Origin of the sequence: Exiguobacterium sp. s16 (assembly GCF_018618115.1) — a bacterium.
Lineage (GTDB): Bacteria > Bacillota > Bacilli > Exiguobacteriales > Exiguobacteriaceae > Exiguobacterium > Exiguobacterium mexicanum_A.
Genome location: NZ_JACSLM010000002.1, coordinates 370,317 through 383,436, shown reverse-complemented (window position 1 = coordinate 383,436; position 13,120 = coordinate 370,317). Strand labels below are relative to the sequence as shown.

Here is a 13,120-nt window from a genome sequence, read left to right as displayed (position 1 = left end):
TCTGTTTCCTCCTTAGGCGTGAATCGGTAATCCGTCAACGGCCAGTGCCGCTTCTTGGAACGCTTCGCTCAGCGCCGGGTGAGGATGGACGAGTTGGCCCATTTCCCATGCCGTGGCGTTCAAGACGAGAGCGAGTCCGCCTTCTGTGATCAATTCTGTCGCTTTTGGCCCGACGATATGCACACCGAGCAGGTCGTCCGTCGTCTTGTCGGACACGAGCTTGACGAATCCGTCCGCCTGTCCTTCGATGCGGGCCTTGCCGAGACCGTTGAAACGATACGTGCCCGTCTTCACTTCATGACCGGCCGCTTTGGCCGCTTCCTCGGTCATGCCGACTGATGCGACTTCCGGCACCCCGTAGACGCAACGCGGGATCAACGCATAATCGAGCGGAGTCGGCTCGTGACCGAGAATCGTCTCGACCGCCTTCACACCTTCCGCTGAGGCGACATGGGCGAGTTGAAGCTTGCCGATGCAGTCCCCGATGGCGAAGATGTGACGTTCTTTCGTCCGATACTGCTCATCGACTTGGATGACACCGTTCTCGACGACAATCGATGTGTTCTGTAACCCGAGATGTTCCGTATTGGCGACCCGTCCGACCGAGACGAGCACACACTCGACCGAGAGCGTCTCTTCGCCGACCGCGAGCGAGACGGCATCGGTTGCTACTTCTGTACGCTCCGGATCGACCGTCACGTTCTTTTTCACTTTGACGCCGCGCTTTTTGAGCAGCCGTTCGACTTCCCGTGACACCGCCTTGTCTTCGAGCGGCAACAGTCGCTCTCCGACTTCGATCAAGGTGACGTCAACGTCGAGGTCGATGAGCATCGAGGCCCATTCGACACCGATGACCCCACCGCCAACGATGGCGATCGATGCCGGCAACTGTTCGAACTGGAGCAGGTCGTCCGAGTTTAAAATCCGTGTATGGTCAAACGGCAGACCAGGCAGTTCGCGCGGAATCGACCCCGTCGCGATGATGAGCTGGTTCGGCAAGATGAGCTCAGACTCGCCCGAGCTGTCCTCGACCGCGACCGTTCCCGGCTGCGGCGAGAAGATGCTCGGCCCTAAAATCGAGGCCTTGCCGCGGAATACCTCGATCTTGCCTTGTTTCATCAAGTGCTCGATGCCTTTCTCAAGCCCTGCGACCAAATCGCGTTTGAACGACTGGGCGCGTTCCATGTTGAACGTGACCGTTCCCGTCTCGACGCCGTAGGCGCTCCCATGTTTCGCCGTCTGATAGACGTGGGCCGCTTTCAACAACGCCTTCGTCGGGATGCAGCCTTTATGTAGACATGTCCCGCCGAGTTTCTCGGCCTCCACGATTGCGACAGTTTTACCGGCTTGGGCCGCCTTGATGGCCGCGACATATCCGCCAGGACCGCCGCCGATGACGACGATCTCAAATTCTCGTGCCATGTGTATCCCCCTCATATTCTCGAACTGCTTCTTCTTGTCGGATGGCCCGGAGTGCGCCTTCGGCGAGTGCCTTCAACTCATCTTCACCAGGATAGATGTGGACCGGCGCCAAATAGCCGACGCGCGCACTGATTTGCTCGGTCAGCCAAGTCGAATAGGCGATGCCGCCCGTCAACAGAATCGCGTCGACGTCACCAAATAAGGTGGCGCCATGTTTGGCGATCTCTTGGGCGACCCGGTACGCCATCGTCTCGTAAAGGAGTGCGGCTTGCTCATCACCGTCTGCCATCCGCTGTTCGATCTCGATCGCGTCGAACGTCCCGAGGTGGGCAAACAGACCTCCGTGTCCGACGATTTTCTGTTTCATTTCCGACTCTTTATACCTGGTACTATAACATAGTTCTACTACCTGTCCAACAGGAATCGAACCGGCTCGTTCCGGCGCGAGCGGTCCGTCGCCATCGAGTCCGTTGTTCACATCGATGACCGTCCCTTTGGCATGGGCGCCAACCGTGATGCCGCCTCCGAGGTGAGCGATGATCAGGTTAAGCTCTGTGTAATCGCTTCCATTTTCGGCTGCAAAACGCTTCGCGACCGCCTTTTGGTTCAAGGCGTGGAAGATGCTGCGTCGGTTGATTTCAGGCATTCCCGTTGGTCGCGCGAGCGGTCCTAGCTCGTCGACGACTACTGGATCAACGATAAAATTTGGTACTTGAAATAACTCGCCGAGCTTGTGGGCGAGCAAACCGCCTAAGTTCGAGGCGTGCATGCCGAAACGTCCGCTCGCCAAGTCTTCCCGCATGAGCGGATTGACGGCGTACGTCCCCGACGTCATCGGGGCAAGCAAGCCACCGCGACCGACGATCGCGGACAAGTCCTCGCCCGCGATGCCCGTCTCGGCCAACAAGGCCCGTACTTCCCGTTCCCGATGCGAAAGTTGCTCCGGAATTGACAATCCTGTGACGTCGGCCCCATGACGGACGGTCCGAGACATGATCTCGACCGCTCCGTCAAACAAGCCGACCTTCGTCGAAGTCGAACCAGGGTTGATGGCAAGAATGAGCTGTCTTGTCATTTTAGCGACCACCTAACAGACTCTTTTCGACTTTCAAGAACTGGCTGCGTGAACGTGCCATCATCTGAATGCGCTCTTCAGCCATCTTCTCGGCCGCGACGTGGGTCGGTACACCGTCCCGTTCGGCAATCTCGAAGACGCGCTGCATGTTGTCGTAAATGAGCTCGACTTTCTTCATCGCCCGCTCGCGGTTATAGCCTTCGAGCTCGTCGGCCACGTTGATGACACCGCCCGCGTTGATGACGAAGTCTGGGGCGTAAAGGATACCGCGCTCCTCGAGCACGTCCCCGTGACGATCCTCAGCGAGCTGGTTGTTCGCCGCTCCGGCGACGATTTGGGCTTTGAGCATCGGAATCGTCTTGTCATTGATGACCGCACCGAGCGCACACGGGGCGAAGATGTCACAATCGACCGCATAAATCTCGTCCGGCTTGACGACCGTCGCGCCGAAGTCCGTCTCGGCCCGTTTGAGCGCCTCTTCGTTGATGTCGGTGACGACCAAGTGTGCCCCTTCTTCATGTAAGTGGCGGCACAAGTTATAGGCGACGTTCCCGACCCCTTGGACGGCGACCGTCTTGCCAGCAAGTGAGTCCGAGCCGAATTTCCATTTGGCTGCCGCCTTCATGCCGCGGTATACGCCATACGCCGTCACCGGTGACGGGTTGCCGCTCGATCCGAACGCCGGGCTGACACCGGTCACGTAATCAGTCTCCATGTGAATGAAGTCCATATCGGCGACCGTCGTATTGACGTCCTCGGCCGTTATATAACGGCCGCTGAGCGATTGGACGTAACGGCCGAACGCCCGGAACAGCGCCTCGGACTTGTCCGTCTTCGCATTCCCGATGATGACGGCCTTGCCGCCACCAAGGTTAAGTCCCGCTGCCGCGTTCTTATACGTCATCCCTTTGGCGAGACGGAGAACGTCCGTGAGCGCTTCTTCTTCTGAAGCGTAGTTCCACATCCGCAGCCCCCCGAGAGCCGGTCCGAGCGTCGTATCATGAATCGCGATAATCGCCTTCAATCCCGACGCCTGATCTTGACAGAAGACGATTTGCTCATAGTCTTCAGCCTGTAAGACGTCGAAAATGCGAAAGCGTGGTTCCATGTTAGTTTCCATCATTGATGATTCCTCCATATGCGTAGTTTATTTTTTGGCGTGCAGTAATGCGAACGCGAGTGAGTACAGCTTGGCCTCGGCCGTATCGGCCCGACTCGTCAAGACGACCGGGGCGGCCGCGCCGACGACGATGGCCGCCACACTTGCTCCGGCAAAGTACATCATCGACTTATAAAGGACGTTGCCGACCTCTATGTATGGGACGAGCAATAGGTCGGCTTGTCCGGCGACGTCGCTGGCGATGCCTTTTTGTTTGGCCGCGACCATGTCGACGGCGTTATCGAGCGCGAGCGGCCCGTCGACGATACAACCTTTGATTTGTCCGCGCCGGTTCATCTGACTGAGCAGTGCGGCGTCCAGTGTCGCCGTCATCTGCGGATTGACGACTTCGACCGCCGCGATGGCGGCCACTTTCGGCGACGCGTAACCGATGTCATGCATCGCCGCCACGGCGTTATGAATGATGTCGACTTTTTCATCGAGTGTCGGCGCGATATGGATCGCCGCGTCGGTCACCCCGATCAGCCGGTCCCGATTCGGGATTTGGAACAAGGCGATATGGCTGAGCGTCCGGTTCGTCCTCAGCCCCGTCTCCCGGCTGAGCACGGCTTTCATGAACGTCGACGTCGCGACCATTCCTTTCATGAGCACATCGGCTTCCCCCGTTTTGACGGCGAGTGTGGCCCGTTTGGCAATCTCTTTGTCGCCTTTGACGTGGATGATGTCGACCGCGTCCTCGTCGATGCCGTGATCATCACACAATCGTTTAATCTCTCGGGCCTCCCCGATCAGTTTGAACCGAGATAATCCGTGATCGGTCGCGAGCTTGACGGCGCGGATGACTTCTACGTCGGCCGCCCCGGCGATCGAGACGGTGCGCCCGTTCAGTTGTTTCGCTTGTTCGAGCATCCGTTCAAAATTCATGCGTGTCCCCCCTTGCCTGTCTTCACTTACTATCATGCAAGATTGTTTCCATTTTTGAAAGCGCTTTAATCGGTTGCGTATTACGCACATTATTGCATGGTATGAAAAAAAGTGCAGGTAATTTATTGCAGACGTTCAAGTTTATTATACAGCGTTCGGATCGAGATGTGTAATCGACGAGCCGCTTCCGACTTGTTGCCGTCCGCTTCCTCGATCGCCCGTTCAATCAAATCTCGTTCGTAACGTGCGACGGCGTCTTGCAAGGAGAGCGCGTCGGTCGGTCGTGTCGACGGGACACGGGCCGAGAGTTGAAGATGGTGCGGGGCGATCCACTGTTCGCTGCTCGCCATATAGATCATCGCCCGACCGAGCACGTTCTCGAGTTCTCGGACGTTGCCTTTCCAGTATTGGCTCTTCAACAGTTCGGTCGCCTCACGGTTCACACCGCGCACACTGCGGCCGTACTCTTGATTCAATTTACGGACGATGCGCTCACAGAGCGGCTCGACTTCTTCAAGCCGGTCCCGGAGCGGCGGGATATGGATCGGCATCCGATTGATCCGATAGTACAAATCTTCACGGAACGTCCCATCGGCCACTTTTTGTTCGAGGTCGGCATTCGTCGCCGCGATGATGCGTACGTCGACCGGGATCGCACTCGTGCCTCCGACCCGGACGATCTCATGCTCCTGAAGGACGCGGAGCAACTTGACTTGGACGTCGACCGGCAACTCACCGATCTCATCGAGGAAGAGTGAACCGCCATCGGCCTCTTCGAAATAACCGACCTTGCCGCCTCGTTTCGCCCCGCTGAAGGCACCGTCCTCATAACCGAACAGTTCGCTCTCGAGGAGCGTCGGTGAGATGGCGGCGCAGTTGACGCGGACGAACTTTTTATATTTCCGCGGAGACTCTCCGTGGATCGCATGGGCGAACAACTCCTTACCTGTTCCCGACTCACCTCGGATCAGGACGGTGACAGGTGTGACAGCGGCGAGACGGGCCTGGTCGATGACGAACCGCATCGTATCGCTCGTCGCGATGATATCGGCGAACTGATATTTCGCCTCGAGGTTTCGGATTCGTGTCTTTGCTTCTTGCAACTCGTCCCGGAGCGCCCGAATTTGGGACACGTCGCGAATGACGCCGACCGAGCCGCGCAGTTTCCCTTCAACGATGATCGGTTCGGCGTTGACGAGAATGTCGCGCCGCGTCGCACCGATTTGCATCCGGATGTCACGGACACCTTGGCCTGTCGAGAGCACTTTCAAATGGACGCTCTCCTGCATGCCGATATCGGCCGTCGCCGGCTTATCGACCACGTCTTCTTTTTTGAATCCCGTCAATCGGGTATAAGAAGGGTTGATTAAAATCGTATTCCCGTTATGGTCGGCGACGGAGATTGCCTCACTCGTACAGTCGATGATTGCCTCGAGCATCTGTTGGTTCTGTTTCAGGCGTTCGACGACGATACGGATGAACTCCCCGGGCAAGACGACCGCGTCCGCAAAATGTTCTTTCAACTCATCAAACGTCTCAGAGCGTCCGGTCGTCTCAATCACGAAATCGAGACGTGTTGCAGCACATACCCGCCAATCCCCCGCCGTCATAATCCCGTGGTTGCGCGCGAGCTGCACGCCTTCGGCCATCGCTTCCGGGTCGATGACGGCGACGACGGTGACGAGCGGCGAGTCGAGCAACATCTTCAACACCTCGGTCCCGCCTTTCCCCGCACCGACAATCATCAATCGTTTATTCATTCTAATATCCCCCATTTTACCGTTCTGCATCCATGCTACTGAACCTGAACTGATTTCGCAACCTCACAAAAAAGGCCGTGTCGAGCTATGTATTTTCTGTTAAAATAATGAGTGTTAAGGAGGAGATCCTATGCGTATCATCGCACTGCTGATCTTAATCATCCCTGGCCTACTTGGTGTCTATGGCATCAAGTTGCTTCGCGACAGTTTCTTCCTCAAAACGAGCGTCCCATTCTCTTGGATCGAGTCGGTGGCAGCCGCCTCCATGCTCCAAGGAACGTTCGGGCTGTTGATCGCGATGGGCGGGATTGGTTTTGTGGCAGGTTATATCTTCAATCGTGACAAGAAAACAGGCAAAGTCCCGCGAATAGATTCTTGAACACAAAAAAAGGTTCCCTAACTTGACTTCATTTCAAGTGCGGAACCTTTTTATTCGTATTGAATTGTGATCACTACGGATGATCTCCTCTCCTACTTGCTACAATCTTGTGACATGAGGTCCAATGGTCTTCTTAATGAAGAAGTTTGAAAGAAATTAGTAACTGCCGTCTTGCGTGAACGGAAACGTACCCATTCGAGTTACTAACAAATAGTCATCGGGTCATGTCGAACCATCCATCGTGAAGTCGAACGCTTGCCATAAACTGTTCAACGGTTGACAACACTCCTTTTGGTCAACTGAACGATTCGTTTTCCCCGAACACGGTCCCTAGCTTCGAACCGATGCCGGAATCGCCTCGCGAATGAGCGTACGTCGCGACCTCTCGTCGGGACGATGACGATTTGAGATGTCGTTCCCACCTCTGAGCTATTGACGGATAGCGGTCCGAGATGATTTCTTGCTCTAACCTGTTCCGGAACACGTTAGAAAGCGTTCATCTGACGCTCGTCCAAGTAACTTGGTACACCTTTATTATAACAAGTTCCGGTAATTTTGCAAGCGCTTTCTTTCACAATATTAAAGAAAATCAGGAGGAGAACCCCCTGATCGGTCATTGCTGTTTAAACGATTGATACGTGACGAAATATGAAATGAATTCAGAGTTTTTCGGACTGCGCTCGCGCTCAGGCCGGCCATCGAACATCTCATGGTCGCGCATCCCGTTCTCCCAGGCCGTCTTGATGGCATGGCGCATCGCTCGCTCGACACGGGACGACGTCGTCTCATGCTCTTTCGCGATCATCGGATACAGTTCCTTCGTGATCAATCCGAGCAGCTCTTGACGCTCTCGGACGTAGACGACGGCTTGACGAATATATTTGAACCCTTTGATGCGCGGTGAAATCCCGAGTTGTTGCAACAACAGCGAGATATCGAGTTCTTCTGGCGACATCGGCTCGAACCAGCGGCGAGTTCGCGGATTTTCGTGATCAATTGTTGAATGTTGAACGGCTTGACCAAAAAGTAAGAAGCGCCGAGTTGAACGGCCTGTTTCGTCACTTCATCTTTCCCGAACGCACTGAGCATGATCACTTCCGGTTTGGCGTGAGCCAATTCCGTCTGTAACCGTTCGAGGACGCCGATGCCGTCCAGGTGCGGCATGATGATGTCGAGCAGCAGCACGTCCGGCTGGTGTGTCTTGACGACGTCTAAGCATGCCTCGCCGTCGTAGGCGGTCCCGACGACTTTTAAGTCGTCCTCGGACTCGAGTTGGCGGGTCAACAAGTCGACGATTTCTCGATTGTCGTCCGCGATGCATAATGTGATCAATTAAGACACCCCTTCGATAAACTTCCGTTTTAATTGGAGAGACATAGTAAGCAGTTCCTCCACATGTTGTTTCGTCAAATCCGTCATCTGCGCCCCGGCGATCATGCGCCCGAGCTCATCGACTCGTTCGGCATGACCGAGCGTGGAGACGTTCGTCTTCGTGCGGTCATCCGTCTCCGTCTTCGTGATGTACAAGTGCTGATCCGCCATGGCGGCCACTTGAGCCAAATGGGTGATACAGAGCACTTGTGAGCCGACCGACAGACGGAAGATCTTCTCACCCATCGCTTGGGCGACCCGTCCTGAGACACCCGTGTCCACTTCATCGAAAATGATCGACGCGACGCCGACCGTTCGCGAGAAAATCGACTTCAAGGCGAGCATGACGCGGGACAATTCTCCACCGGAGGCCACTTTGGCGAGCGGCTTGAAAGGCTCCCCGACGTTCGTCATCATATAGAATTCGACTTGATCGAGCCCGTCCGCCTTGAACGGCCCTTCTTTGAACCGAACTTCGAACTGGGTCTTCTCCATATACAATTCTTTCAATTCACGCTGAATCGCCTTCTCGAGCTCGGTAGCCGCTTGTTTACGGGCCGCCGATAGTGCCAGCCCGGACGTACGTACTTTTTGTTCGAGCTGGGCGAGCCGGTCCGATAGTTCTTGCAAATGTTCTTCCCGATTCGTCATCGATTTTAACTCATCAGCAATTTTTTCCCCGTACGTGATGACCTCGTCGATCGTGGCCCCGTATTTCCGCTTCAACTGTTGGAACAAAGCGAGCCTCGTCTCGATCTCATCGAGCCGGATCGGGTCGAATTCGAGCGAGTCGAGCTGGTCACGCAACTGAAATTTCGCTTCTTCGAGCAAGAAGTAAGCATTCGAGATCGTCTCGGCCATCGGCGCGAGCGATGTCGACAATGCGGAGGCTTCCTCCATCTCGCGCATGGCGATGCCGATCTGGTCGAGCCCTTTCGCCTCATCCGCGACCGCCTCATACGATAACCGGACGTGCTGATGAATCCGTTCAAAATTGGCGAGCTCGTTCCGTTCCTCCGTGAGCGCCTGTTCTTCACCGACTTTCAACTCGGCCGCCTCGATCTCATTCGTCTGGAACGCGAGCAAGTCCATGCGTTGGGCCAACTCTTGTTCACTTTGACTCAACCGTTTCAACTCATCGGCGACGTTTTTCCAATCGACGTAAGCCTCGCGATATCGCTCGAGGAGCGGGGCGAGCTCGGCTTCGGCAAAGCTGTCCAAAATACCGAGATGGTACTCGGCATCCATCAAGTGCTGATGCTCGTGCTGGCCATGGATATCGACGAGCAGTCGGCCGAGTTCGCGTAGCGTCGACAACGGCATCATCTTGCCGTTGACACGGCAAACGCTCTTTCCGCTGCTATGTAAGTCGCGGCGTAAAATGACGGTCCCTTCTTCGATCTCGATCCCGTATTGGGTCGCCGCCTCGAGGATCGGGTGGTCCGGTTCGACGATGAACAGCCCTTCGATCTCCGCCTTGTCTTGACCGTAACGGACGAACTCGCTCGAGCCGCGTCCCCCGACGAGCAAACCGATGGCGTCGAGCAAGATTGACTTCCCGGCCCCGGTCTCCCCTGTCAATACGGTCATCCCACGTTTGAACGTGATATTCAGTTCATCGATGATCGCAAATTGTTTGATCGATAGTTCTGCTAACATACGATAATTCACCTCATAACATTCCGAGTAGTCGTTCGATGATTCGTTTCGCCTGGTCTTCGTCACGGGCGATCATCAAAATCGTGTCGTCTCCACATACCGTTCCGATCAGCTCGTCCCATGACAAATGATCGATCAAGACACCGATCGCATCCGCATTGCCCGGCAACACTTTCATGACGACCAAGTTTTGAGCCGAGTCGACCGAGACGAAGCTGTCACCGAGGATCCGCTTCATCTTGCCGTACGGATTGAAGCGTTGATCGGCCGGGAGACTATACTTATAGCGACCGTCGTTGAGCGGCACTTTCACGAGATGAAGTTCTTTGATATCCCGCGAAACTGTCGCTTGCGTCACCGGATAGCCGGAGCGGTGGAGCTCATCGACGAGCTCGTCTTGTGTCTCGATTTCACGATTGGTCACGATTTCTCGAATTTTAATCAAGCGCTGTCCTTTGTTCATACTCGCTGACACCTCATTTTATGTTTCGCATACTCAGTATCATTCTAAAGTATTGTCGAAAAAAGGTCTAGCTTTCGCGGGATGAATTCCCTGGATCGGCGAGCGGACACAAAAAAACTGCAGACAAGACGTCTGCAGCTCAAGCGTTCTTCTTCAATTGCGCGTGGGCGGCGTCGATGACCGCGTCCACATCGATGGCTGGGTCGACACTGCCGACACCGGTGAAACGGGCGAACAATAAGAACTCGATATTCCCATCCCCACCGGTGATCGGCGAGAAGTCGAGTCCCGCAACTTCGAACCCTTCCGAGGCGAAGTAACGGACCATGTCGTCGACGACCCGTTCATGGATGGCACGGTCCCGGACGATGCCTTTCTTGCCGACATCGGCCTTCCCGGCCTCAAATTGCGGTTTGACGAGCGCCATGACGATGCCGTTAGGCTTCAAAATCGTCTTCAACGGCGGAATCATGAGCCGAAGCGAGATAAATGAGACGTCAATCGTCGCAAAGTCCGGCGCCACCGGAAACTGGTCCGCGGTCGCATGGCGGAAGTTCATCCGCTCCATGACGACGACACGGTCATCGCTCCGCAGTTTCCACGCCAACTGGTTATAGCCGACGTCGACGGCATACATTTGCGTGGCCCCGTTTTGGAGCGCACAATCGGTGAAACCGCCTGTCGATGAACCGATATCGATGCCGATGTTACCAGCCACATCGAACGGGAAGACTTGGAGCGCTTTTTCAAGCTTCAGACCCCCCCGTCCGACGTATGGCAACACTTGGCCTTTCACTTCGAGCGGGATGTCGTCAAACACTTTGTCCCCCGCCTTATCGAGCCGTTCGGTCCCACTATAGACGAGCCCGGCCATGACAGACCGCTTCGCCTTCTCTCTCGTCTCCGCTAACCCGCGGTCGACGAGGAGTACATCTAATCTAGTTTTCTTTCGTTTTTCCATAGTTCCTCACACATTCTGTCGATTTGTCACTTGAACGAACTGCTGAACCGAGTCAGCGATTTGCGTCGGACGGAGCCCGATTTCTTCGAGCAATTGATTGACGCCGCCGTGTTCGATATACCGGTCCGGAATGCCAAGTCGGAGCACACGCGGGAACTGCCCGGCATCGCTCGCATGTTCGAGCACACTGCTGCCGAAACCTCCGGCGAGCGCCGCTTCCTCTAACGTGACGAGCGGGATGCCTTCCGCGTATAAAGCGGAGAGCATGACGTCGTCGAGCGGTTTGATCGTCCGAGCGTTGATGACACGGACGCTCACTTGTCCTTCAAGCAGTGCACGCACTTCAAGCGCGTCTTGCACTTGTGGACCGAACGTCAAGATGGCGACATCCGTTCCGTCCGCGACCGTCTCCCAGACGTCGAGCGGCAATTCGCGGAGCGTCTCGCTCATCGGTGTCCCGATTCCTTCGCCGCGCGGGAAACGGACGGCGATTGGACCGTCATCATACTTCAGCGCCGAATAGACGAGATGTTGCAATTCCTCTTCGTCTTTCGCCATCAAGATGCGAATGTTCGGCACGTGGCGCATAAAGGCGATATCGAACACGCCTTGGTGCGTCTCCCCGTCCGCTCCGACGAGACCAGAACGATCGATCGTGAAGACGACGTTCAAGTTTTGACGGCAAATGTCGTGCACGAGCTGATCATAGGCGCGTTGGAAGAACGTCGAATAGATCGAGACGACCGGCTTCAAGCCTTGTGTCGCCTGTCCTCCGGCCAATGTGACCGCATGTTGCTCGGCGATGCCGACGTCAAACATCCGCTCCGGGAATTGCTTGTTGAAGCAATCAAGTTTCGAGCCGACGCTCATCGCTGGTGTGATGAGTGTCACGCGCTCGTCCGTCTCGGCGACTTTCGTGATCGTCTCAGCGACGACCTTCGAATAGCTCGGTCCTTTGACCTTGCCTTTGATGACTTCTCCCGACTCGATTTTATACGGTCCGAGACCGTGCCACGTGCCGACACCATCGAGTTCGGCCGGACGATAGCCCTTGCCTTTTTTCGTGATGACGTGAACGATGACCGGTCCATCGATTTTCTTGGCGTACTCGAGCGTCTCGAGCAGGTCGCGTAAATCGTGACCGTCCGTCGGTCCGAAGTACGTGAATCCGAGCTCTTCGAAGAACGTCCCTGGGATGAGCGCTGATTTCAGCATATCCTTCACGCGTTCCCCGCTCCGTTCGAGCGAGTTGCCGACGATCGGGATATGTTTGATGAGCGTCTCGACTTCCTCACGGGCGTGTTTCAGTTTACGTGACGACCGCATCCGGCCGAGCATATTGTGCATCGCACCGACGTTCGGCGCGATCGACATCTCGTTATCGTTCAAGATGACGATGACGTTTTGTTTCTCGGCGCCAATATGGTTGAGCGCTTCGAGCGCCATTCCCCCAGTGAGCGCCCCGTCCCCGATGATGGCGATGGCCCGGTCGTTCGAGCGTCCTTTCAACTCGTTCGCGATGGCGATTCCCATCGCGGCCGATAAGGACGTCGAGCTGTGCCCCGTCTCCCAGACGTCATGATCGCTCTCACAACGCTTCGGGAAGCCGCATAAGCCGTTGTATTGACGGAGCGTATCGAACTGACTCGTTCGTCCTGTCAAGATTTTGTGGACGTACGCTTGATGCCCCACGTCCCATACGAGTTGGTCTTTCGGACTGTCAAATACACGGTGCAAGGCAAGCGTCAATTCGACAACCCCTAGGTTTGGTCCCAAGTGCCCTCCCGTTTCAGCCAATTTTTCAATCAAAAACCGTCTGATGTCTGCGCCGAGCGCTTCTAACTCGGGTACCGACATCTTTTTTAAGAATGACGGGTCTTGAATGGATGTCAAGTCCATGATGACCATCCTTTCTCCTGTCTTATTACTGATTCGTACCTTACATTTTACAAGAATGTGTCCATAGATGCTATACATTCACAAAAA

General features: G+C 55.5%; 12 protein-coding genes. 1 reads left to right on the top strand and 11 read right to left on the bottom strand.

Features of this window, described 5'->3' with window-relative positions; all coding sequences use genetic code 11:
- Positions 1-12 precede the first annotated feature (12 nt).
- The 5 genes from lpdA to KNP86_RS05420 form a co-directional block, all read right to left on the bottom strand.
- On the bottom strand, positions 13-1,422 hold the full coding sequence (gene lpdA, locus KNP86_RS05440) for a dihydrolipoyl dehydrogenase (protein WP_214753133.1): 1,410 nt from the start codon (positions 1,420-1,422) through the stop codon (positions 13-15).
- Positions 1,406-2,497 (bottom strand): butyrate kinase, encoded by a 1,092-nt coding sequence (buk, locus tag KNP86_RS05435; RefSeq protein ID WP_214753131.1) that lies wholly within the window; start codon positions 2,495-2,497, stop codon positions 1,406-1,408. Before buk ends, lpdA begins: the two co-directional genes overlap by 17 nt.
- A gap of 1 nt (position 2,498) precedes the next feature.
- A complete protein-coding gene (locus tag KNP86_RS05430; RefSeq protein ID WP_214753129.1) occupies positions 2,499-3,620 on the bottom strand; it encodes a Glu/Leu/Phe/Val family dehydrogenase in 1,122 nt (373 codons plus the stop codon).
- 24 nt (positions 3,621-3,644) lie between these two features.
- Positions 3,645-4,541, bottom strand: coding sequence for a phosphate butyryltransferase (gene yqiS / locus KNP86_RS05425; RefSeq protein ID WP_138859278.1), 897 nt, complete (start codon positions 4,539-4,541; stop codon positions 3,645-3,647).
- Between the two features lie 122 nt (positions 4,542-4,663).
- A complete protein-coding gene (locus KNP86_RS05420) occupies positions 4,664-6,301 on the bottom strand; it encodes a sigma 54-interacting transcriptional regulator (protein WP_214753127.1) in 1,638 nt (545 codons plus the stop codon).
- A gap of 130 nt (positions 6,302-6,431) precedes the next feature.
- On the opposite strand from KNP86_RS05420, the gene KNP86_RS05415 reads away from it, so the two are divergent.
- Positions 6,432-6,680: a DUF2627 family protein gene (locus tag KNP86_RS05415; RefSeq protein WP_034777970.1), complete on the top strand. Its 249-nt coding sequence runs from the start codon at positions 6,432-6,434 to the stop codon at positions 6,678-6,680.
- A gap of 613 nt (positions 6,681-7,293) precedes the next feature.
- Here KNP86_RS05415 and KNP86_RS15660 read toward each other — a convergent pair.
- From KNP86_RS15660 to dxs, 6 genes are all read right to left on the bottom strand, one after another.
- Positions 7,294-7,602: a sporulation initiation factor Spo0A C-terminal domain-containing protein gene (locus KNP86_RS15660; protein ID WP_251130448.1), complete on the bottom strand. Its 309-nt coding sequence runs from the start codon at positions 7,600-7,602 to the stop codon at positions 7,294-7,296.
- The gene (locus tag KNP86_RS05410) at positions 7,506-8,012 is read right to left on the bottom strand and encodes a response regulator (RefSeq protein ID WP_251130430.1); all 507 of its coding nucleotides are present in this window, start codon (positions 8,010-8,012) and stop codon (positions 7,506-7,508) included. The genes KNP86_RS15660 and KNP86_RS05410 overlap by 97 nt, the downstream gene beginning before the upstream one ends.
- Positions 8,013-9,710 (bottom strand): DNA repair protein RecN, encoded by a 1,698-nt coding sequence (gene recN / locus KNP86_RS05405; protein WP_214753125.1) that lies wholly within the window; start codon positions 9,708-9,710, stop codon positions 8,013-8,015.
- Between the two features lie 13 nt (positions 9,711-9,723).
- Positions 9,724-10,173, bottom strand: coding sequence for a transcriptional regulator AhrC/ArgR (ahrC, locus tag KNP86_RS05400; RefSeq protein ID WP_021067696.1), 450 nt, complete (start codon positions 10,171-10,173; stop codon positions 9,724-9,726).
- Between the two features lie 139 nt (positions 10,174-10,312).
- The gene (locus KNP86_RS05395) at positions 10,313-11,134 is read right to left on the bottom strand and encodes a TlyA family RNA methyltransferase (protein ID WP_214753123.1); all 822 of its coding nucleotides are present in this window, start codon (positions 11,132-11,134) and stop codon (positions 10,313-10,315) included.
- A 6-nt stretch (positions 11,135-11,140) separates the two neighbouring features.
- Entirely contained in the window at positions 11,141-13,033 is a 1,893-nt protein-coding gene (gene dxs / locus KNP86_RS05390) for a 1-deoxy-D-xylulose-5-phosphate synthase (protein ID WP_214720373.1), read from the bottom strand.
- Positions 13,034-13,120 lie beyond the last annotated feature (87 nt).

Excerpts from the sequence above, each read along its gene's own strand:
- KNP86_RS05430 (WP_214753129.1), bottom strand. The coding sequence starts at position 3,620 with ATGATGGAAACTAACATGGAACCACGCTTTCGCATTTTCGACGTCTTA.
- dxs (WP_214720373.1), bottom strand. The coding sequence starts at position 13,033 with ATGGACTTGACATCCATTCAAGACCCGTCATTCTTAAAAAAGATGTCG.
- KNP86_RS05420 (WP_214753127.1), bottom strand. The coding sequence starts at position 6,301 with ATGAATAAACGATTGATGATTGTCGGTGCGGGGAAAGGCGGGACCGAG.
- recN (WP_214753125.1), bottom strand. The coding sequence starts at position 9,710 with ATGTTAGCAGAACTATCGATCAAACAATTTGCGATCATCGATGAACTG.
- KNP86_RS05395 (WP_214753123.1), bottom strand. The coding sequence starts at position 11,134 with ATGGAAAAACGAAAGAAAACTAGATTAGATGTACTCCTCGTCGACCGC.
- lpdA (WP_214753133.1), bottom strand. The coding sequence starts at position 1,422 with ATGGCACGAGAATTTGAGATCGTCGTCATCGGCGGCGGTCCTGGCGGA.
- yqiS (WP_138859278.1), bottom strand. The coding sequence starts at position 4,541 with ATGAATTTTGAACGGATGCTCGAACAAGCGAAACAACTGAACGGGCGC.
- KNP86_RS05415 (WP_034777970.1), top strand. The coding sequence starts at position 6,432 with ATGCGTATCATCGCACTGCTGATCTTAATCATCCCTGGCCTACTTGGT.
- buk (WP_214753131.1), bottom strand. The coding sequence starts at position 2,497 with ATGACAAGACAGCTCATTCTTGCCATCAACCCTGGTTCGACTTCGACG.
- ahrC (WP_021067696.1), bottom strand. The coding sequence starts at position 10,173 with ATGAACAAAGGACAGCGCTTGATTAAAATTCGAGAAATCGTGACCAAT.